Below are 20,575 nucleotides of genomic sequence, written 5' to 3' on the forward strand. Positions count from 1 at the left end.
GGCTCGAGCCGGCTCGGGGCGATCGACGCCTTCACGGTCCCCGCCCCCCCACCCGGCACGGCGTTGATCGGATCCGCCCTGCGGCGTAGCGCCGACGAGCCGCTCCAGACGGTGCTCAAGACCGGCGCGCACGTCTTCCCGGTGGTGCAGCGGCAGGCCAAGGGCGATCCGTTCCAGCCGCCGGCTGCGAGCTTCGCCCGCCGCGCGGCCGCCCTGCGCGAGACCGGGGCCGCCCTGGTGTTCGGCGACGTCACCGGCAGCGTCAGCGGCGTGCTGAGCGCTGGCTCGGCGGTCTGGGATCCCGAGGCCGAGCCGGAGGCCGGCTTCGTGCCGGTGCCCGATCTCGGCCTGACCACGGGCACCGGGAGCGCCGCCTCCACGGGTGAGGGCAGCGCCGACCTGACCGAGGATGGCGAGACCGAGCGCCGCTACGACGGATCGACCCCGCCCGTGCCCCGGGCCGTGGCCCTGTCCTCGACCACGCCCGCGCCCGCCGACGCGATCCCGATCGAGGTGGCGGCCGCGAGCCTGGCGCTGCCCGATTTCGCGATCCGTCCCGATCGCCCGGAGACCCTGCAATCGGTTCCCGAGGATGCCCGCCGGCGCTACGCCGACCTGATCGATCCGGACTCCCTCGACAAGGAGCAGCGCTGCCTGTCGGAAGCGGTGTATTTCGAGGCCCGCAGCGAATCCGAGGCCGGCCGGGCCGCCGTCGCCCAGGTGGTCCTGAACCGCGTGAAGAGCGGGCTCTATCCGAGCAGCGTCTGCGGCGTGGTCTACCAGAACCGGCACCATTACATGGGCTGCCAGTTCTCCTTCGCCTGCGAGGGCAAGTCCCTGCGCATCACCGATGCCGGCGCCTGGGAATCGGCGACCCGGATCGCCCGCTCGGTGATCGAGGGCCGGACCTACCTGGCCGAGGTCGGGGCGGCCACCCACTACCACGCCGACTACGTGCGGCCGGGCTGGGCGCGGCGCCTGCGCAAGATGGACGTCATCGGACGGCACATCTTCTACCAGCTCAAGCCCGGGCAGACCTGAGCGGCCTGCATCGGCAGGGGGGGCTGCATTCGCGCGGGCGTTTGCATTCGTGGGCTGAGGCTCACAAACTGTGATCGAGAGCCCGCGGGGTGCCACCCGCGGACCCTCTTCTTGGGTAGCCTGGCAGCTGCGTGTTACGCGAGCCCGAGCGTGATGGTCACAGACCACTCATCGCTCGGGTTCCTCGTAAGGGTGATCCGCAAAAGCGGAATCATCAGCACATCGCTCACCCCCCTTCCCGTCTGCCGACTCGAACGACAGCGGTCGGCTAATCCGCCGTAAGCGCCGGTGGCCCGGTGCCTTCGTGACGGGAGGGTGCGCCCAACGGGGCAACGGTAGCCGGAGCGGTTACGTCTGTCATTTGGACAAGGCTAGCATCCCATATCGTCCAGCGTCTCACGGCCTGATGCCGTGCCGCGGCGGCGGACGGCCGCCCGGTCATCCTGCGCCGGCCGACCTGATCGATTGTCGTGAATTACCTAAGCATTCAGTAACTAAGCAATCGGGACCGAGGGTAATTTTACCTTCCTTTTGAACTCTGCTTGCGAGTCGGGCAACGACTCTGGACTGTAGTGCGTCGAGACCAGTGCAGCCTTTGCGCAGCATCTCGCCCGTACCGCGTACCAGAGGACTTCCATGACCGCGCCGGTCGCACGCTCCACCCTTCTCGCCGCCGTCCTCGGCGGCCTGCTGTTTGCCGCCCCCGCGCAGGCCGGCGGTTGCTACGGCTCCGAATGCTACCGCCATGTCACGACGCCGCCGGTCTACGACACCGTGCAGGAGACCACGCTGGTTCGGCCGCCGCGCACGGTCTACCGCACTACGCCGCCGGTCTACGACACGGTGTCGGAGCGGGTGATGGTCGCTCCGGGCGGCCGCTTCTGGCAGACGAGCCGCGGTCCCGGCGGCGAGCTGATCGGCTGCTGGGTCACCACGCCGCCGCGGTTCGCATTGCGCACCCGGACCGTGCTGGTGCGGCCCGCCCAGTCGATCCCCGAGACCATCCCGCCGGAATACGCCACCGTCTCCCGGCGCGTCCTGGTGGCTCCGGCCCGCGCCGGCTGGGTGCCGGTCGGTGGCGGCTATGGCGGCGGCTACGGGGGAGGCTACCGCGCTGCCTCCTACGGCGGTCCCCTGGTCGGCTCGATCCCGGATGCCGTGGGCATCACGGGCGCCAGCTCGGCCGATGTGGGCGTCGGCCTCGGCTTCTCCACGGGCAGCCTCTACGACGGCTACTGATCCGGCCGGCTTGATTCCGGACGTCCCGGCGACACCTCACGGCGGAAGCATGGGAGGCGGCGATGGGGACGTTCAAGGCCTGGGTGATCGACAAGGGTGAGGCCGGTCAGAGCCTCGCCTTCCGGGATTTCGACGATGCCGACCTGATGGACGGCGACGTCACGGTCCGGGTCACGCACTCAACCCTGAATTACAAGGACGGGCTCGCGCTCACCGGCACCTCGCCGGTGGTGCGCCGCTTCCCGATGATTCCCGGCATCGATTTCTCCGGGATCGTCGAGGCCTCGGATCACCCGGACTACAAGCCGGGCGCCCCGGTCGTGCTCACCGGCTGGGGTGTCGGAGAGACGCATCTCGGGGCCTATGCCCAGCGCGCCCGGGTCAAGGGCGACTGGCTGGTGCCGCTCCCGGAGGGCCTCACCCCCGAACAGGCCATGGCGATCGGCACGGCCGGCTACACCGCGATGCTGTCCCGCATGGCCCTCGACGCCCACGGGCTGACCCCGGATCAGGGACCCGCGATCGTCACCGGGGCGTCCGGCGGCGTCGGCTCGGTGGCGGTGGCGCTGCTGGCCCGGGCTGGCTGGCACGTGATCGCCTCCACGGGCCGCGACGGCGAGGCCGACTATCTCAAGGGGCTGGGCGCCGCCGAGATCCTCGACCGGGCGGAGCTGTCCAAGCCCGGCAAGCCGCTCGGCAAGGAGCGCTGGGCGGCGGGCATCGACGCGGTCGGCTCGACCACCCTGGCCAACGTGCTGGCCCAGACCCGGGCCGACGGGGCGGTGGCCGCCTGCGGCCTGGCCCAGGGCATGGACCTCCCGACCTCCGTGGCGCCGTTCATCCTGCGCGGCGTCTCCCTGCTCGGGATCAACAGCGTCACCACCCCGCAGGCGAAGCGCCGCGAGGCCTGCGCGCGCCTCGCCCGGGAACTCGACCTCGACACGCTCGCCAGCATGACGACCCGGGTCAGCCTCGAGGAGGTTGGCCGGCTCGGCCCGGAGATCCTGGCCGGCCGGATCCGCGGGCGGACCGTGGTGGAGGTCGGCTAAATTCCTTTCCGGGCCTGGAGCAGGTAGCTCAGCGGCAGCAGCCCGCCGGCGGCCGGGGGCGCGTCGGCGGTGGTGCTGATGTTGTCCGGGAATTCCTGGAACCGCTCGATCGCGAGACCCGCGCCGATCAGGCTCTCGATCACCCGGCTCAGGGGATGCACATACCAGTAATGCGTGCCCACCGGCGGCGCCGGGCCGTCTCCGTACACGATGGCGGCCTCGCCCACGAACGGCGTCTCACGGAAATAGGCGTGCCGGACCAAGAGCGCCGGCTCCTGCTTCGGCTCGAACACGTTGGCGATCGGGTGCTCCTCGTGGATCACGATCCGGCCGCCGGGGCGCAGCAGCCGCGCCGGAACCGCCATGAACCGGGCGAGGTCCGGCATCCAGCCGAACACGCCGATCGTGATCACCACGAGATCGAAGCTGGCGTCATACTGGGGGTCGATGGCGTGTACGTCGCCGGCGACGAACCGGCAGGCGCGGCCGGCGACCCGGGCCAGCTCCCGGGCCTGATCCAGGAACGCCTCCGACTGGTCGAACCCCACCGCCGCCCGGGCACCGAGATTCATCAGGGATACGGTTTCCCGGCCGTTGTTGCAGCAGAGCTGGGCGACGGTTTTGTCTTGGAGCCCGATCGCCAGCAGGGCCGCTTGCATCGGCGGGTCGAACCACGAGAAGTTCGGGTTGCCGGCAAAGTCTCGCGTCAGTCGAGCCCAGGACGGATCGGCGCGGTGAATCGGCGCGGAGGCATCCCAGGCCCTGCGGTTGGCCGCGATGGCGACTGAAAAGGATGGGGGCGACATCGGCGGCTCCAGAGATCCTTCGCAGGACCTGTTTCTTGCACGGCGATCGGGTGCTGCGGAACACGAATCCTTCGCAGAGTTCGGCAGATTGCGCCCGATCTCTTCGCAGGGAGCCGGACGCACCGGCGGGAACCGTTGCCGTTCCCGCCGCATTGTTTCCCTTATGAGCGTCGCATTCGTCAAAGAGACCGAAGGTGGAGAAGCCTTCGAGAACCTGCCCGACCGTCCCATCTCGCCGCACGCGAACTTCGTCACCCTGGAAGGGCTGGCGCAGATCGAGGCCGAGGTCGCACGCCTGGAGCGGGAACTCACCACCCTGGACCGTTCCGACAAGGCGGAGGATTCCCGGATCGGACGGGACCTGCGCTACTGGCTCGCGCGCAAGAACACCGCGCAGCTGGTCGAGCCGATCGACGGCCAAACGGTGCATTTCGGCGCGACCGTCACGGTCCTGCGCGAGGACGAGTCCGGCAAGGAGACCCGCCAGACCTTCCGCATCGTCGGCGAGGACGAGGCGGACCCGCATAAGGGCTCGATTTCCTATACGGCCCCGCTCGCCCGGGCGATCACCGGCAAGAGCGTCGGTGACGTGGTCGAGGTGAACGGCAACGAGGTCGAGGTGGTCGAGATTTGCGCCTAGGACCGGCTACCGACCTTCGAAGCGCGGCCGAAGCGGCAGGATCGCCTCGGCGAAGTGGTCCATGAACGCCCGAACCCGCCCGGCATGACGCAGGTCGGGGTGGGTCAGCATCCAGAGGTCGGCGCCGATCTCGGGGTGCGGACCCGACAGCCGACGTAGGCTCGGATCGCTATCGGCCTCGAAGCACGGCAGCGGGCCGATCCCGATCCCCGCCGCCACCGCGGCGGTCAGCCCCGTCAACGTATTGATCCGAAGCTTGATCCGCTCGGCCGGAGCCTGTGCCTCGATGAAGGGGGTGAACAAGGCGCCTGCCACCGCCGGGCTGGGCACGACCCAGGCCTCGCTGGCAAGGTCGTCATAAGCCTGCCCGGCCCGCCCGTAGACCGCCCAGGCGAGCCCGGTGAGGCGTCGCCCGACCAGGGTCTCGCTCGGTTTCCGGCTCGCACGTATCGCCACGTCTGCGTCCCGGCGCGACAGATTCAGCGCCTCCTCGGCCAGGATCAGCTCGATCCGGATCTGCGGATACCGCGTGCAGAAGGAAGCCAGGATCGGCATCAGGAAGCCGGAGGCGAGATTGACCGGCGCGGTCACACGCAACTCGCCCGAGGGCGTCTGATCCTGGCCGGCGACGGTTCGCGAGAAGCGTGCGACGTCGGTCTCGATGCGGCCGGCCGCTTCAATCATCGCCAGCCCGGCCGGCGTCGGCACGTAGCCGGTGCGCAGGCGCTCGAACAGGCGCATTTCGAGTTGCGCCTCGATGGACTCGAGACGCCGGAACGCCGTCGAGTGGTTGATCCCGAGCTGTGCCGCGGCCGCGGTCAGGCCGCCCTGTTCGGCCACCGCCTTCACGAAACGGAACTCGTCCCAGTCGAGCAAGACGCCGGCTTCCTTGCATGGCTGCAAACCTGTTCTTGCGCGGGAGGGCATTTTTGCAAAGCGCAAAACACGCGATGGAGACGCCTGCGTGCCGTCGGACGAGGCCGACGGCATTCCGCAACCTGCGACAGGAGATCGTTCGATGGCCAAGGTTCTGGTGCTGTATTACTCGACCTACGGACATGTGGAGCAGATGGCCTACGCCGTCGCCGAGGGAGCCCGGGAAGCCGGGGCCGAGGCGGTGGTCAAGCGCGTGCCGGAGCTGGTGCCCGAGGAGGTCGCCCGGCAGAGCCATTTCAAGCTCGACCAAACCGCCCCGATCGCCACCGTGGACGAGCTGCCTCAATACGATGCGATCATCTTCGGCACGCCGACTCGCTACGGCAACATGGCCGCGCAGATGAAGCAGTTCATCGACCAGACAGGCGGCCTGTGGATGAAGGGCGCTCTGGTCGGCAAGGTCGGCTCGGTCTTCACCTCGACGGCCTCCCAGCATGGCGGCCAAGAGACGACGCTGACGAGCTTCCACACGGTGCTGTTCCACCACGGCATGGTGGTGGTGGGCCTGCCCTATTCGTTCCCGGGCCAGGCGGGCGTCGAGGCGGTGAAGGGCAACACGCCCTACGGGGCCAGCACGATCGCGGATAGCGACGGTTCGCGCCAGCCGAGCGCGGTCGAGCTGGATGGCGCCCGGTTCCAGGGCCGTCACGTCGCCGGCATCGCGGCCAAGCTGGCCTGAGCGCCCAGGGCAAGAAAAAAGGCTCGGATTGCTCCGAGCCTTGAAGGAAAAAGGCCATTTGGGGGCTGAGAAGGCCTTCGTGATTAGTGAACGGGTGGCGGCGTAGTCTGTTCCACGCTGCCGATAAAAATTACCGCGGCCTTCAGCGCGGCGCGGCAGCCCGGGCCAGCCGGTCCCGGATCGCCTCACCCAGACCCTCCGCCGGGATCGGCACCACCGCGATCGTCGCAGCGCCCGAGCCGTCGAGGTCACGCAGTGCCCCGAACAGCCGGGAGGCCGCCTCGGACGGATCGCCTGCCGGGCTCAGGTTCAGCACGGCGCGTGCCCGTGTGTGACCTTCAGGCCACCCGGTGCCGAACAGCAGCAGGGCCTCGCCGGGCTCCACCGAAGTTACGTCAAGGCGCACCCGCGCCCGGGGGGCGTAATGCGACGCGAGCATGCCGGGGCCGGCCGGCGTCTCGGCATCCGCTGCCTCGGGGGCGGCCGGTTCGAAACCCAACACGTCGCGCAGCGCCGCCCGGGTAATGCCGCCCGGCCGCAGCAGCCTCGGCAGGCCACCCAGGCAGGCAACCACCGTCGACTCGACCCCCACCGGCGTGTCGCCGCCATCGAGCAGGGCGGCGATCCGACCTGCCAGATCGTCGAGGACGTGGTCGGCCCGGGTCGGGCTGACGCGGCCCGATCGGTTGGCCGAGGGCGCCGCCACCGGACGATCCACGGCTGCCAGCAGATCGCGGGCGATCGGGTGCCCGGGCACCCGCAGGGCGACACTGGGCAATCCGGCCCGGGCAAGGTCGCAGACCCGCGTGCCCGCATGGGCCGGCACGACCAGGGTCAGGGGACCCGGCCAGAACGCCTCGGCGAGGCGACGGGCGGCTGCGTCGAAGCTGCCTTCGGCGAGAGCGGCGTCCCTGTCGGCCAAGTGGGCGATCAGCGGGTTGAAGCGCGGCCGCTCTTTGGCGGCGAAGATTTTCGCTACGGCGGCGGGGTCGGTGGCGTCGGCGCCGAGCCCATAGACCGTCTCGGTGGGGAAGGCCACGAGCGCGCCAGCCCGCAGCAGCGCGGCCGCCTGCGCGAGGCCGGCCGCGTCAGGATCGAGCCGCCGGGTCGCGGCCGGGACCGTTGACCCGGGATCGTTCATGCGGGAAGCCGTCGTGCGAAGTGATGGCGGCGTGCCCGTCGCGCGCCTATCCTGGGGCCGCCGTAGCCCCGGTGCCCAGGCGCGGTCAAACCCGCCCCGGGTATATCATGCGGGCGGGCCGAGAGGAGCGACGACCCGATGAGCTACCGCGCCCCCGTTCCCGAGATGCTGTTCACCCTCCGGCACGTGGCCGGGCTCGACGGCGTCGACCCGGACGACGCCGAGGCGATCCTCACCGAGGCGGGACGGATCGCCGGCCAGGTGCTCGCGCCGCTGAACCGGGTCGGCGACCGGCACGGCACCCCGTTCGCCGACGGTTCCGTCACCACGCCCCCCGGATGGCGCGAGGCCTACCGCACCTTCACAGAGGGAGGCTGGAACGGCCTCTCGGCCGAGGCGGACCATGGCGGCCAGGGCCTACCGAAGCTGGTCGAAGCCGCCTGCACCGAGATGTGGAACGGCGCCAACCTCGCCTTCGGGCTGTGCCCGCTGCTGACCCAGGGCGGCATCGAGGCTCTCGCCGCCCACGGCTCCGACGACCTGAAGGCGCGCTACCTCGAAAAACTTGTCACGGGCGAATGGCCCGCGACCATGAACCTGACCGAGCCGCAGGCGGGCTCGGACCTCGCCCTGCTGCGCAGCCGCGCCGAACGCGCCGGCGACGGCAGCTATCGGATCACCGGCAGCAAGATCTACATCACCTACGGCGAGCATGATCTGGCGGACAACATCGTCCACCTCGTGCTGGCGCGCCTGCCCGACGCACCGGCCGGCACCCGCGGCATCTCGCTGTTCCTGGTGCCGAAGGTCCTGCCCGACGGGACCGCCAACGACCTGCGCTGCTCCGGCGTCGAGCACAAGCTGGGCATCCACGCCTCGCCCACCTGCTCGATGGCCTTCGGCGACAACGGCGGCGCGATCGGCTGGCTGATCGGGCAGGAGAACAAGGGCCTGGCCTGCATGTTCACGATGATGAACGCGGCCCGGCTGAATGTCGGCCTGCAGGGCGTCGGCGTCGCCGAGGCCGCGACCCAGCGGGCGCTCGCCTACGCGCAGGAGCGCCGGCAGGGCCGGGCGGTGGGCGCCACCGAGGCGACGAGCGCGATCGTCGCGCATCCGGACGTGCAGCGCATGCTGCTGACCATGAAGGCCTATACGGCGGCCGCGCGCGGCATCTGCTACCTCACGGCCGCCGCCCTCGACGCGTCGCAGGGCCCGGAAGGGAAGGGCGCCCTCGACCGCGCCTCCTTGCTGACCCCTGTGGCCAAGGCGTTCTCCACGGATCTCGCCAACGAAGTGACCTCGCTCGGGGTGCAGGTCCATGGCGGCATGGGCTTCGTCGAGGAGACCGGGGCGGCCCAGCTGATGCGCGATGCCCGCATTCTCGGGATCTACGAGGGCACCAACGGCATCCAGGCCATCGACCTCACCGCCCGCAAGCTGCCGCTGAACGGCGGCGCCACCGTTCGGTCGCAGATCGCCTGGATGCGTCGGGCCGCGGAAGGCCTGCTCAAGGCGTCCGATCCCGCCTTCGGCCACATGGCGGCGCGGCTGCGGGACGGTATTGGCAGCCTCGACCGGGCAACCAGCCATCAACTCGGGGCGCTGACATCCAACCGCCCGAACGCGGCCCTGGGCGGCGCCGCGCCGTATCTGCGTCTGTTCGGCCTCGCGCTCGGCGGTGCCTGCCTGGCGCGCAGCGCGCTCGCCGCCTCCGCAGCCCGGAAGGCCGGCGAGACTGACCCGGCCCATGCCGCCCGGATCGCGCTGGCCCGGTTCTACGCCGAGAACCTCCTGGTGGCCGCGGGTGGGCTGGAACAGAGCGTCGTCGCGGGTGGTGCCTTCACGGACGACGCCGCGCTGGCGCTGGCGGTTTGAGGAGGCAGACATGGCCGAGACCGTCACGATCACCGATCTCGAGGGCGACGTTCGCCTGATCACCCTGAACCGCCCGGAGAAGAAGAACGCCCTCACCGGCGCGATGTACGACGCGATGCGCGCGGCCCTGGTGGAGGCCGATGCGTCCGAAGAGATCGGCGCCGTGGTGTTCGCCGGGCAGCCCGGGATGTTCAGCGCCGGCAACGACCTCGCCGACTTCCTGGGCGGTGCCGCGGGCGGCTTCAGCGCCTCGCCGGCCCTGGCCTTCATCCGTCAGCTCGCTCGGACCCGCACCCCGATGGTGGCGGCGATCGACGGGATCGCGGTGGGCATCGGCGCGACGCTGAGCCTGCATTGCGACCTCGTCTATGCCAGCCCGGCGGCGCGGCTGCGCATGCCGTTCGTGGAACTCGGCCTTGTGCCGGAGGCGGCGTCCAGCTACCTGCTGCCCCTGCGGGTTGGGCGGCTGAAGGCGACGGAGCTGCTGCTCCTGTCGCGGCCCCTCGATGCCGACGAGGCGCTGGCCCTGGGCCTCGTCAACGCCGTGCTGCCGGCCGACATGCTGCTGGATCAGGCCATCGCCCAGGCGGCCAAGCTCGCCGCCCTGCCGCCAGGCGCCCTGGCGGCGTCCCGGGCGCTGATTCGTGGCGATCAGGCCCAGGTGGAGGCGGCTCTGGAGGCCGAGGCACGGGCCTTCGACGCGCAGCTGCGCTCGCCCGAATCCCAGGAACGGCTCGCCGCCTTCCTGGCGCGGTCGAAACCCGCCGCGTCGGCGTGAGCACCCCCCCCGATCTGTCCCAAAAGATCTGCCTGGTGGCCGGCGCCTCCCGGGGCGTCGGTCGGGGCCTGGCCCGGGCGCTGGGTGAGGCCGCGGCGGCCGTGATCGTCACCGCCCGCTCCAGCGAAACCGGCCCGCGCACCGAGATGCGGCCGGAATCGATCGAGGACACCGCCCGCCTGGTCGACGCAGCCGGGGGGCACGGCCACCATTACCTCTGCGACCACCGCTCCGAGCGGGCCACGGATTCGATGGTCCATTGGGTGCTGCGCCGGTTCGGGCGGATCGACGTCGCAGCCTGCAGCGTCTGGAGCGGCAACGAGGGCTATGACGGCGAGCGCTACCCGGACGGGGCCGGCTGGGGCACGCCGTTCTGGCGCCGCTCGGCCGAGCCCTATCTGGGGTTCCTGCAGGCCGGGCCGCTGCCGGCGCTGCTGCTTGCCCGGGCCGTCGCCCCATCCATGGTGGCGGCACGGACCGGCCTGATCGCGCTGGTCTCGTTCGGAACCGAGGATTACCTCGGCGACGTGTTCTACGATTCCGCCAAGGCGGCGACAAACCGGCTGGCTCTGGCCTTCGGGCAGGACCTCGCGCCCTATGGTGTGACTGCGCTGGGCCTCTCGCCGGGCTTCGTCGCCACCGAGCGGGCGCAGGATCTCGGGCAGGACGAGCGCGCCACCGAGGGGCCGCTCTACGCTGGCCGGGCGCTCGCTGCGCTGGCGGCCGATCCCGACATCGCCGCCCGCGCGGGTGCGGTCCTGCATGCGGGCGATCTCGCCCGGATCTACGGCTTCACCGATGCCGACGGCACCCAGCCGGAGCGCTTCCGCGTCGGGCCGTGACCCTGCGTCGAAACCGATCCGGCGCAGCGCGGGGGCGAAAAACGGCCTTAATTCTCCCGCAGGCTAAACCGTAATCGTGGGTTCGGTTCTGCGGTTTTTAGCCAGCCCACTTCGGCGCGACGAGGAAGACAAGCATGTCGGATGCGAATATGGCCCCGCGCGTGCTGATGGTGTTTCCGAAGTTCTACGAAAACTCGATGTGGAACTTCAAGGAGGCCATGGAGCTGCAGGGCGCCCGTGCACCCGCGCCGCCGTTGGGCCTGATCACCCTGGCGGCGATGCTGCCGCCCGCCTGGCAGGTGACCCTGGTCAACCGCAATTGCGAGGACCTCACTGACGCGCAGATCCTGGCGGCCGACCTGGTGATGACCGGCGGCATGCTGCCCCAGGAGCCGGACTGCCTCGTCGTCATCGACAAATGCCGTGCGCTCGGCGTGCCGGTCTGCGTCGGCGGCCCGGCGCCGACCTCAACCCCGGAGATCTACGACAAGGCCGATTTCCTGGTGCTGGGCGAAGCCGAGGGCATCCTCGCCACCTTCGTGGAGGCCTGGGAATCCGGTGCGCGAAGCGGCCGGTTCACGGCGGAGAAGTTCAAGGCGGACGTCACCACCAGCCCGATCCCGCGCTTCGATCTGCTGACCTTCAGCCACTACCTGTATATCGGGGTTCAGTTCTCGCGCGGTTGCCCGTTCACGTGCGAGTTCTGTGACATCATTGAGCTCTACGGTCGCTCGCCGCGCACCAAGACCACGCCGCAGATGCTGGCCGAGCTCGACCGGCTCTACAGCCTGGGCCATCGCGGCCATGTCGACTTCGTCGACGACAACCTGATCGGCAACAAGAAGGCGATCAAGCTGTTCCTGCCGCACCTCATCAAGTGGCAGGAGGCGCACGGCTACCCGTTCAAGTTCTCCACCGAGGCGTCGCTGAACCTAGCGGACGACGACGAATTGCTCGGGATGATGCGGGACGCGAACTTCTTCGCCCTGTTCACGGGGATCGAGACGCCGGACGAAGCGACGCTGATCCAGACCCAGAAAAAGCAGAATACCAAGCGCTCGATCGCCGACAGCGTGCACAAGCTCTACGAGCACGGCATGTTCGTCACCGCCGGCTTCATCGTCGGCTTCGACACCGAGAAGGACAGCATCAGTAAGGCGATGTCCCTGTGCATCAGCCAGACCGGCATCCCGATTTCGATGGTCGGCCTGCTCTACGCGATGCCGAACACCCAGCTCTCGCGCCGCCTCCGCAAGGAGGGCCGCCTGTTCGAGAACTTCGCCTACACCACCGCCGAGCAGGGCGACCACTGCACGCAGGGGCTGAACTTCGTGACCCTGCGCCCGCAGCAGGATGTGCTGGCCGATTATCGGGACGTGCTGCAGGAGATCTATGACCCGCCGAACTTCTTCGAGCGCGTGCGTGAAATCTCCCGGCGGGTGAAGCGGCCGAAATTCGCCGCCCACAAGGTCAACTGGCGGCATGTCGCGCGCGATCTGGGGTCGCTGCTCCGGATCTGCTGGCGGATGACCGTGCGGCGGCCGGAACTGGCCAAGCATTTCTGGAGCGTGTTCCTGCAGACTGCCCGCCACAACCCGGCGGCCCTGGAGGCGGTGGTCACCAACATGGTGATCTACCTGCACGTCTATCCGTTCTCGCGCTACGTGATCCGCGAGATCAACGGCCGGATCGCCGAACTCGAGGCCGGCCGCTGGGTGATGCCGCCGATCCTGGCGCCGGAAAAGGACGACGGTATCAAGGCCGCGCCGGTCGGCAAGGTGGTCGCCCGCGCCGAGGTCAAGCACCTCGCCGCGGTGGCCTGACCGGCCCCGGGGTCAGGCGGCGCGCACCGTCTGCAGGAAGGCGCCGATCTCCCGGCGCAAGGCTTCGGACTGCGCCGAGAGGCTCGCCGCGGAGGCCAGCATCCGCGTGGCAGCGGTGCCGGTCTCGTCGGCGGCCCGGGCAACCGCGTCGATGGTGCCGGTGACCGAGCCGGTCCCGGCCGCCGCGTCGGCGATGTTGCGGGCGATCTCCTGGGTCGCAGCGCCCTGCTGCTCGACGGCGGCCGCGATCGACGTCGCCACCCCGTCGATCTCGCGGATCCGGCCGGTGATGCCGTCGATGGCGCCCACGGTCTGGCCGGTGGCGCCCTGGATGCGGCCGACCTGACCCGTGATCTCGTCGGTGGCCTTGGCGGTCTGTGCGGCGAGCGCCTTCACCTCGGCGGCCACAACGGCGAAGCCGCGTCCGGCTTCGCCGGCCCGGGCCGCCTCAATGGTCGCATTGAGCGCCAGCAGGTTGGTCTGGCCAGCGATGTCGGAGATCAACCGGACCACGTCGCCGATCCGGCCCGCCGCCTCGCTCAGCTCCTGAACCAGTCCCGCGGTCTGGCCAGCTTGGGCGACTGCGCCCCGGGCGAGGTCGGCAGAGCCGTCGACCTGCCGGCCGATCTCTTGAACGGAGGCGCCGAGTTCCTCGGCCGCCACCGCCACCGTGCCGACATGGGCGGCGGCCTCCTGCGCGGCGCTCGCCACTGCGGCCGATCGCTCGGCCGTGCGGGTCGCTGTGCTGGTCATGGCTTCGGCATTGGCCCTGAGGTCGAGGGCCGCCTCTGTCACAGCGGTCAGCACGTCGCCGACCGCGGCCTCGAAGCCGTCGGCCATCTCCTGGACGGCACGCCGCCTTTGGGCCTCGACGCCGGCCCGGGCCAGCGCCGTCTCCTGTTCCAGCGCGTGGGTGTGGAGGAGATTGTCCTTGAACACCTGCACAGCCGCCGCCATGGCGCCGATCTCGTCCCGTCGGCCGGTGCCCGGGATCGCCACGGTCGCGTCGCCCTCGGCCAGGCGCCCCATGGCGCCGGTCATCCGCTGGATCGGGCGGGCGATGCCGAACAGGGCGAACAGCATTGCCGCGGCAGCAACGGCTAGGCCGACGGCGGTGGCGACCAGGGCGGTGAATTTGGCGGAGGTCGCGGTGTCGGCAGTGGCCGCGACGTTCGCATCGGTCTGCGACCGGGCCAGCTTGATCGCCTCGGTGAGGCTGCCGACCGCCGCCTCGCTCTGGGCGCCGGTCTCCGGATCGAGGACCAGCTTGAGAGCGCCCTCCTGATCGCCGGCAATCATCAGCTCGACCACTTGGAGCTGCACGTTCTGATAGGCGTTCCAGGCGCCGGTGAAACGCTCGTAGGTCTGCCGCTCCCGGGGCGTCGACAGGCGGTCCTGATAGGCCTGGCGCAGTTCAGAGAGCGCGCCGAGACCATCGGTGAGTGCCGTCTGGTTCTTGTCGAGGGTCGCGAAATCCGGCGACCCGACGACCAGCTTGTAGAGCTTCAGGCGCACGTCTCGCACCGCCATGCCGATGGCCTCGGCCTGGTTCTGGGCCGGCAGCCAGACCTGCGAGACGTCCTTGGCGTCCTGCTCGATCTCGGAAAGGCGGACGACGCTGACGACACCCTGGCCAGCGGCGGCCAGGGCAAGCAGGCCAATGGCTCCGGAGAGGACCATCTTGAGGGAGAATCGCATCGGAGCTTCCGTCGTCGCGGACAGGCCGCAGCTTCGGGGTCGATGATCTCTATGAGAGTTATTAACGCTTTGTTCGCGTATCGATAAATATTCGCGACTAGAGCCACTTCTTCCAACGGAAGAAAACGTAGGGTAGGACCGCGGCGACGACCATCATGACTACGGCCATCGGGTAGCCGAACGAGAGATCTAGTTCCGGCATGGATTTGAAATTCATGCCGTAGATCGAAGCAATCAGCGTCGGCGGCATGAAGACGACGGCCATGACCGAGAACAGCTTGATGATGTTGTTCTGTTCCAGGTTGACCAAGCCGAGCGTTGCATCCAACAGAAATTGAATTTTCGTGGAGAGGAAGGTCGCGTGTTCTTCCAGGGATTGAAGATCGCGCAGGGTCGAGCGGACATCCTCTCGCAGGTCGCGGGGCGCCTTGTTGGTCCGATAGGTCGCCGACAGGGACAGCAGGATTCGCTCCATCGAAACCAGGCTCTCGCGCTGCTTCGAGATCAGGTCGCCGAGTCGTCCGAGGGCCCGCAACGTGTCCTGGAGGGCGGTGTTGCGCGCCGATGGATCGGCCTGCACTTCGAAGATCTTCCCCGATAGGCGGTCGATGCGCTCGCCCTGGAGCTGCAGCACGTCCGCCGCGCGGGCGATCACCGCCTCGATCAGTCCCGCCAGGATGGTCTCTCCGGAGAGCGCGGAGGTGTTGCCGTTCCCCATCGTGCGGCCGGCGCGCTGCGTATACATCCGGAAGGCCTGCGGCTCCTCGTAGCGCACAGTCACGAGGCGGCTGCCGCGCAGGATGAAGGTGATGCCGGCAAGCCCCGGCTCCTCGGCATCGCTGACCTTCGACAGCACGCGCCCGGTCATATAGCGGGCGCCCTCCTCGACGTAGAGCAGCTCCGAAGGCTCGATGTCCTTCATCTCCTCCCGGGTCGGCACCTCGATGCCGGCGAAGGCCTCGACCTTGAGTTCCTCCTCCCGGCTCGGGCGGATCAGGTCGAGCCAGACAGTGTCCTCCGGGATCGTGTCCTGAAGGTCGACGATTCGGCGCTCAAGCAGCGAGGATCCGGCGCCGGTTGCGGGCTGGTGGATGAAAATCACGAAGCGGTCTCGGGTGCGAAGCGGTCACTAGTCGGCGCTGGGTCCGGTCCGCATCCGGCACGGCGGCTCCAAGCGCAAGCTGCGCCGTGGGTGTGGCGTTGTTTTCTGACGCTTCCGTGACATCGCAGTCCGCCTCGGCGGTTCCGCCCGGCCCGCTTCGGCGTTCAGTTGCAGCCTTCGCAGACGCTGTTGTCGATCTTGTCGGTCAGGGTGCGTTCGCGCCGCTGCTCCTGACGGGAGGGTACCTCGCCGGGGCCGAGCGACGTGCCCGGTGGCTTGGTCACGCCGAGGTTGTTGGTGTTCGGCGCCGTGATGGTCGAGGTTGGGCCGCCGCCGGTGCCGGTCTGATCGGGCGCGCGGGGCTGTGCCGCCAGGGACGTGGGCAGGGCGACGCTCAGCACGGCGAGGGCGAGCAAGCGGGTCGATGCTGTGGTCATGACACCTCCAGTCATCTGAAGAACGTCAGATGCGCCAGCAAGTTGCAAGCCTCCACGTTGCAGGCCTCAGCGACGGCGCGGGGCCTCGCGCCGGAACACGCCCACCATCTCGACATGGTCCGAATGCCGGAACTGGTCGACCGGCGTCACCGATTCGAGCCGGTAGCCGCCTTCCGTCAGCGTCGCCGCGTCCCGGGCGAAGGTGCCGGTATCGCAGGCGACCCCGATCCCCACCGGCACCCGCGAGGCGGCGAGCTGGCGGGCCTGGGCCTCCGCTCCGGCCCGGGGGGGGTCGAACACCGCTGCGTCAAATCCATTGAGCTCCGTGGGCAGCAGTGGCCGGCGGAACAGGTCCCGGCGCTCGGTGGTGATCTGGCGCAGGCCCGTGGTAGCCCGGGCCGACCGGTCGAGGCCGGCCAGCGCGGCTGCATCCGCCTCGACGGCGTGGACGGCGGCATGGCGCGCCATCGCCAGGGCGAGGGGACCACAGCCCGAGAACAGGTCGGCGACGCGCCGCGGGCGGCGTCCCAGGGCCGCAAGGGTGAGGTCGGTCAGCAGCCGTTGTCCGGCCGCCGTCGCCTGCAGGAAGCCGCCGGGAGCCGGGTAAAGGCGGCTCTCGTTGGATGTCACCGAGACGGGCTCAGCCTCCATCAGGCGCTCGCCGTGGAGCGACAGCCGGGCGAGGCCGAGTTCGCCTGCGATCCGCACCAGCGCGGCGGCGACGCCGCCGCTCACCGGCCCGTGCCCGCGCAGGTCGATATCGAGGCCCTGGTCGGTGGCGGTGACGGCCACGTCGAGAGGCTTGCGGCCGTGGCCGAGCGGTGCCGCGAGGCGGCGCGCCCCCGCGGGGGCCGGATGCAAAGCCGGCACGGTGATCGGGCAATGATCGATCGGCACCAGCGCATGGCTGCGCGCCGCCATCAGGCCAGCCTCGCCCTGTCCGTCGATCTCCCGGACATGCAGGGTGATACGGCGGCGCCCGGCGCCGTGCGCGTCGATGGTGGCTTCGGGCTCGATAGCGAGCCGGGCCTGCGACAGGGCCTGGGCGACGAGACCCCGTTTCCAGGACAGCTCCGCGGCGGGCGCGAGGTGCTGCGTCCGGCAGCCGCCGCAGCGCATATAGTAGGGGCAGAACGGCTCCACCCGATCGGGCGACGCCTGCTCGATGCCCAGCAGCTCTGCCCGCTTTCCCTCCCGGCGGATCGTCACCCGCTCCCCGGGCAGCGTGTAGGGGACGAGGATGCCGTCCTCGGCGATGCCGTCGCCGCGGGCGCCGAGCTCCCGGATCGTGACCGTTTCGCTCATGATACTTTTGCGCCGATCAAAAATTCGGAATTGCCGTCGCCACCCGGCACGGGCGAGTCGATCAGACCCAGGATCGCCGCGCCGAGCCCCTCCAGCACGCTGCGGACGGCCGCGCAGACCTCCGCGTGGATGGCCGGATCGCGCACGAGCCCGCCGCGCCCGACGCGCTCGCGTCCGGCTTCGAATTGCGGCTTGATCAGCGCAACGATCGCAGCGCCGGGTGCGAGCAGCGCCGGCAGGGCCGGGAGCACCAGACGTAAGCCGATGAAGCTGACATCGACGCTGGCCAGTGCAGGCCGGGATACGAGCTGCGCCGGGTCGAGCGTGCGGATGTCGGTGCCCTCCAGGCTGGTGACCCGCGGATCCGCGGCGAGCCGCGGATGCAATTGGCCCCGGCCGACATCGACCGCGTGGACATGGGCCGCGCCCCGGGCAAGCAGCACGTCGGTGAAGCCGCCAGTCGAGGCGCCGACATCAAGGCAGGCTAGGCCCACCGGGTCCAGCCGGAACGCATCGAGCGCCGCCGCGAGCTTCAGGCCGCCCCGCGAGGCATAAGGGTGCTCGGGCGTGGCCTCGATCTGCACGCCTGGGTGGATCGCTTCCGAGGCCCGCGTCAGGGGCCGCCCATCGACCCGCACCAGCCCGGCCCGGATCGCCGCCTGCGCCCGCGCTCGGCTCTCGAAATGGCCGTGCTCCACCAGGAACAGGTCCGCCCGTTTCGGCGAGGGATCGGGGCGCGCGGGCGCCGTGCGATCCGGTATGGGCCGGTCTCCGGTCATCAAGGCTTTACGGGCTGGCGCCAGGGATACGGCGAAGGTTTCGGGGGCCGGCCCTGTCGAACGGGCAGCATGCATCCTAACTAGACCGGGCTTGAGAGGAGAGCCACCGTATGACACGCATCCTGCCGCTGCTCGCGCTGCTGGGCCCCTTCGCGGCGAGCGGCGCCCTGGCCCAGGAGCCGCCGGCCGCCGCCAAGCCCGCCGAGACGTTCCAGGCCCCCCTTAAGAACGCCAAGGGCGACACGATCGGCACGATCGCGATCCGCGACGGCGCGAACAGTCTGGTTCTGCGCGTCGCCATCCAGCCCGGCGGCCTCGCGCCCGGCTGGCACGGCATGCATTTCCACGCCGTGGGCGATTGCTCGGACCCGAAGTTCCTGAATTCCAAAGCGCACGTGAACCACGACCAGAGCAAGCATGGCCTGCTCAACCCGGACGGGCCCGACGAAGGCGACCTGCCGAACCTCTACGTGACCCAGGACGGTTCGGCGAATGCCGAGGTGACCAGTGAGACGCCGCTCACCGGCGAGGGCGGCCTCAAGGATGGCGACGGCTCGGCCGTGATCATCCATGCCAATGAGGATGACCATACCAGCCAGCCGATCGGCGGCGCCGGCGACCGTGTCGCCTGTGCGGTGATCAAGTAGGCCCGGTCAGACGGCGTTGGGTGAAGGCACCAGGGGCGGGATTGGACGGGGGCGCCCCGCCTCATCGATGGCGACAAAGGTAAGGGTGGCCCGCGTCACCCGTTCGCGGACCTGGGTGCAGAAGCGGCGCGCCCAGGCCTCGACCTCGATCTTCATCGAGGTTCGGCCGACATGCGTCACCCGGGTGTAGACGCAGAGCACGTCGCCGACCCGTACCGGCCGGATGAAGGTCATGGCGTCGAGGGCGACGGTGACGACCCGGCCCTGAGCCCGGTCGACCCCCGCGATACCGCCGGCCTGATCCATCTGGGTGAGCACCCAGCCGCCGAAAATGTCGCCGTTGGCGTTGGTATCGGCCGGCATCGCGATGGTCCGCACCGTCAGGTCGCCGCGCGGCAGGTCCGTTTCGGGGGGCGGCGGCGCCGCGCTCTCGCCCGTTGCGCGTTCGACGTGCTGCATGCCGTCCATCCGCCTGTCCCGCGCGCCGTCAGAGAAGGAGGCCGGCGAGCTTCAGGCCGGCTGCCAGCAAGATGGCGGTCCCGCCCAGAATGCATTCGAACGGAATGGATTGCCAGAGATCCGGCGTCGCCGCCGCTGGCTCGGCGCGCTGCATGATATCGTTCATCGGAATTCCTCCCGGGCGGGTCGATCTGTCGCCGGTCCGTCCCTTTTCTGCACTATACGACACAAGGCCCGGGCGCGCATCCCGAATCACGGCATGAAAAAGCCCGGCGGCTCGTGTGAGCCGCCGGGCCGATCAAAGTCTCGATTCGCTTAGTAGTAGAACCGCCGACGGTAATACGGACGGCGGTAGAACGGGCGCGGGCCGTAGTAGAACCGGCGACGGTAGTAGGGACGGCGGTAGAACGGCCGCGGGCCGTAGAACCGACGGCGATAATAGTACTGGGCCTTCTGGGCTACGGCCGGCGCGGCGTCGGCCGGCAGGGCGATGCCCGGGCCGATCGGCGCAGCCGACGCGCCCTGCGGCGCAGCAGCCGCAAAGCCCAGCACCAGCAGGGCCGCGAGCAGGAATTTCCTCAACACGGTCTCGACTCCCTTCGCGTGATTGCGTTGTCGACAACGAACCGCACGGGGGACGAGAACCCTTACGGCGATCCGAAACGCTGCAACGCACGGGCGACGAGAAGCGTTGCAGCGTAACCGCTACGGATAGTCGGAAGGGTTTATTTTCGGCAGCGGCCGCCGACGGGCGTGCCGGCACGTCGCGTTTCATCATGTCGGATCAAGGGGTTGAGTCCTTGATGCCGCGGCGGTCAGGCGATCTGCGTGGTCATGTCGACGATGCGCGCCTCGGTGCTCTGGCGGACGAGGGCGATGCCGTGCTCGCAATCCTCTCGGCGCAGATAGCCCTCACCGGACTCGGCCACCACCTCGCCGTTGCGGGCCCGCAAGCGCCAGCGCCACTCGCCCTTGGCATCCCGATAGAGTTCGAACCGCATGGGGAGGCTCCTGTCTGACCGTCCGGTGAGATGGGATCCCGCGTTCAAAAAAGAAGCCGCCCCGGAAGTCTCCTCCCGGGGCGGCCTTTTTAGGATCTTGAATGTCCTGGTCTCAAAAGGTCCGTGACCTTTTGCGGGTGCAGGGCAGCGCCCTGCCTGTACTCAGGACCGGGGCGACCGCTCCAGCCAGCCGATGTTGCGGCCGCCTTCGCCGGCGCCACCGGCGCTGCGCGGACGGGCATCCGCCCGCTGGGTCCGGCTGTCCCGCGCCGGGCGTGCCTGCTGCTGGTTCGGG

General features: G+C 69.7%; 22 protein-coding genes. 10 read left to right on the forward strand and 12 right to left on the reverse strand.

Annotation, left to right across the window (positions count from 1 at the left end; all coding sequences use genetic code 11):
* From AO398_RS23575 to AO398_RS23585, 3 genes are all read left to right on the forward strand, one after another.
* On the forward strand, window positions 1-1,041 hold a 1,041-nt coding region (locus AO398_RS23575), incomplete at its 5' end, for a cell wall hydrolase (protein ID WP_058194611.1).
* Window positions 1,042-1,677: 636 nt separating this feature from the next.
* The gene (locus AO398_RS23580) at window positions 1,678-2,280 is read left to right on the forward strand and encodes a hypothetical protein (protein ID WP_058194612.1); all 603 of its coding nucleotides are present in this window, start codon (window positions 1,678-1,680) and stop codon (window positions 2,278-2,280) included.
* Between the two features lie 62 nt (window positions 2,281-2,342).
* Window positions 2,343-3,329, forward strand: coding sequence for an MDR family oxidoreductase (locus AO398_RS23585; protein WP_058194613.1), 987 nt, complete (start codon window positions 2,343-2,345; stop codon window positions 3,327-3,329).
* On the opposite strand, the gene AO398_RS23590 is transcribed toward AO398_RS23585, so the two are convergent.
* Window positions 3,326-4,135: a class I SAM-dependent methyltransferase gene (locus tag AO398_RS23590; protein WP_058194614.1), complete on the reverse strand. Its 810-nt coding sequence runs from the start codon at window positions 4,133-4,135 to the stop codon at window positions 3,326-3,328. The two genes, AO398_RS23585 and AO398_RS23590, sit on opposite strands and share 4 nt — an antisense overlap.
* Before the next feature lie 163 nt (window positions 4,136-4,298).
* Here AO398_RS23590 and greA point away from each other — a divergent pair, with 163 nt between their 5' ends.
* Window positions 4,299-4,775, forward strand: a complete 477-nt coding sequence (gene greA, locus AO398_RS23595; protein WP_058194615.1) for a transcription elongation factor GreA — start codon at window positions 4,299-4,301, stop codon at window positions 4,773-4,775.
* Between the two features lie 6 nt (window positions 4,776-4,781).
* Here the strand turns inward: greA and AO398_RS23600 are convergent, their stop codons facing one another.
* Window positions 4,782-5,702: a LysR family transcriptional regulator gene (locus AO398_RS23600; RefSeq protein WP_058194616.1), complete on the reverse strand. Its 921-nt coding sequence runs from the start codon at window positions 5,700-5,702 to the stop codon at window positions 4,782-4,784.
* Window positions 5,703-5,793: 91 nt separating this feature from the next.
* On the opposite strand from AO398_RS23600, the gene wrbA reads away from it, so the two are divergent.
* Complete coding sequence (gene wrbA / locus AO398_RS23605) at window positions 5,794-6,390, forward strand: NAD(P)H:quinone oxidoreductase (RefSeq protein WP_058194617.1); 597 nt, start codon at window positions 5,794-5,796, stop codon at window positions 6,388-6,390.
* A gap of 142 nt (window positions 6,391-6,532) precedes the next feature.
* Here the strand turns inward: wrbA and AO398_RS23610 are convergent, their stop codons facing one another.
* Entirely contained in the window at window positions 6,533-7,531 is a 999-nt protein-coding gene (locus tag AO398_RS23610) for an L-threonylcarbamoyladenylate synthase (protein WP_058194618.1), read from the reverse strand.
* Window positions 7,532-7,669: 138 nt separating this feature from the next.
* On the opposite strand from AO398_RS23610, the gene AO398_RS23615 reads away from it, so the two are divergent.
* The 4 genes from AO398_RS23615 to AO398_RS23630 all read left to right on the forward strand — a co-directional run bounded on the left by AO398_RS23615 (window position 7,670) and on the right by AO398_RS23630 (window position 12,852).
* Window positions 7,670-9,409, forward strand: coding sequence for an acyl-CoA dehydrogenase (locus AO398_RS23615; RefSeq protein ID WP_058194619.1), 1,740 nt, complete (start codon window positions 7,670-7,672; stop codon window positions 9,407-9,409).
* Between the two features lie 10 nt (window positions 9,410-9,419).
* Entirely contained in the window at window positions 9,420-10,187 is a 768-nt protein-coding gene (locus AO398_RS23620; protein ID WP_058194620.1) for an enoyl-CoA hydratase-related protein, read from the forward strand.
* 35 nt (window positions 10,188-10,222) lie between these two features.
* Window positions 10,223-11,029: an SDR family NAD(P)-dependent oxidoreductase gene (locus AO398_RS23625; protein WP_058194629.1), complete on the forward strand. Its 807-nt coding sequence runs from the start codon at window positions 10,223-10,225 to the stop codon at window positions 11,027-11,029.
* Window positions 11,030-11,163: 134 nt separating this feature from the next.
* Window positions 11,164-12,852: a B12-binding domain-containing radical SAM protein gene (locus tag AO398_RS23630; protein ID WP_058194621.1), complete on the forward strand. Its 1,689-nt coding sequence runs from the start codon at window positions 11,164-11,166 to the stop codon at window positions 12,850-12,852.
* A 12-nt stretch (window positions 12,853-12,864) separates the two neighbouring features.
* Here AO398_RS23630 and AO398_RS23635 read toward each other — a convergent pair whose 3' ends face one another.
* From AO398_RS23635 to AO398_RS23655, 5 genes are all read right to left on the reverse strand, one after another.
* Window positions 12,865-14,550, reverse strand: coding sequence for a methyl-accepting chemotaxis protein (locus AO398_RS23635; protein WP_058194622.1), 1,686 nt, complete (start codon window positions 14,548-14,550; stop codon window positions 12,865-12,867).
* A 97-nt stretch (window positions 14,551-14,647) separates the two neighbouring features.
* A complete protein-coding gene (locus AO398_RS23640; RefSeq protein WP_058194623.1) occupies window positions 14,648-15,652 on the reverse strand; it encodes a magnesium transporter CorA family protein in 1,005 nt (334 codons plus the stop codon).
* Between the two features lie 164 nt (window positions 15,653-15,816).
* Window positions 15,817-16,089 carry a hypothetical protein gene (locus tag AO398_RS23645; RefSeq protein ID WP_058194624.1) on the reverse strand — a complete coding sequence of 91 codons (273 nt, stop codon included), beginning with the start codon at window positions 16,087-16,089 and terminating at the stop codon, window positions 15,817-15,819.
* Between the two features lie 66 nt (window positions 16,090-16,155).
* Window positions 16,156-17,394: a class I SAM-dependent RNA methyltransferase gene (locus AO398_RS23650; protein WP_058194625.1), complete on the reverse strand. Its 1,239-nt coding sequence runs from the start codon at window positions 17,392-17,394 to the stop codon at window positions 16,156-16,158.
* A complete protein-coding gene (locus AO398_RS23655; protein ID WP_082643423.1) occupies window positions 17,391-18,173 on the reverse strand; it encodes a TlyA family RNA methyltransferase in 783 nt (260 codons plus the stop codon). Before AO398_RS23655 ends, AO398_RS23650 begins: the two co-directional genes overlap by 4 nt.
* A gap of 110 nt (window positions 18,174-18,283) precedes the next feature.
* On the opposite strand from AO398_RS23655, the gene AO398_RS23660 reads away from it, so the two are divergent.
* Window positions 18,284-18,820, forward strand: coding sequence for a superoxide dismutase family protein (locus tag AO398_RS23660; protein WP_058194626.1), 537 nt, complete (start codon window positions 18,284-18,286; stop codon window positions 18,818-18,820).
* Between the two features lie 6 nt (window positions 18,821-18,826).
* On the opposite strand, the gene AO398_RS23665 is transcribed toward AO398_RS23660, so the two are convergent.
* From AO398_RS23665 to AO398_RS23675, 4 genes are all read right to left on the reverse strand, one after another.
* A complete protein-coding gene (locus AO398_RS23665) occupies window positions 18,827-19,183 on the reverse strand; it encodes an acyl-CoA thioesterase (RefSeq protein ID WP_244498873.1) in 357 nt (118 codons plus the stop codon).
* Between the two features lie 124 nt (window positions 19,184-19,307).
* Window positions 19,308-19,445, reverse strand: coding sequence for a hypothetical protein (locus AO398_RS29160; protein ID WP_201025819.1), 138 nt, complete (start codon window positions 19,443-19,445; stop codon window positions 19,308-19,310).
* Between the two features lie 149 nt (window positions 19,446-19,594).
* A complete protein-coding gene (locus AO398_RS23670) occupies window positions 19,595-19,864 on the reverse strand; it encodes a hypothetical protein (RefSeq protein WP_058194627.1) in 270 nt (89 codons plus the stop codon).
* Window positions 19,865-20,094: 230 nt separating this feature from the next.
* Window positions 20,095-20,280: a DUF1508 domain-containing protein gene (locus AO398_RS23675; protein WP_058194628.1), complete on the reverse strand. Its 186-nt coding sequence runs from the start codon at window positions 20,278-20,280 to the stop codon at window positions 20,095-20,097.
* Window positions 20,281-20,575: the final 295 nt, after the last annotated feature.

Source organism: Methylobacterium sp. GXS13 (assembly GCF_001455965.1).
Lineage (GTDB): Bacteria > Pseudomonadota > Alphaproteobacteria > Rhizobiales > Beijerinckiaceae > Methylobacterium.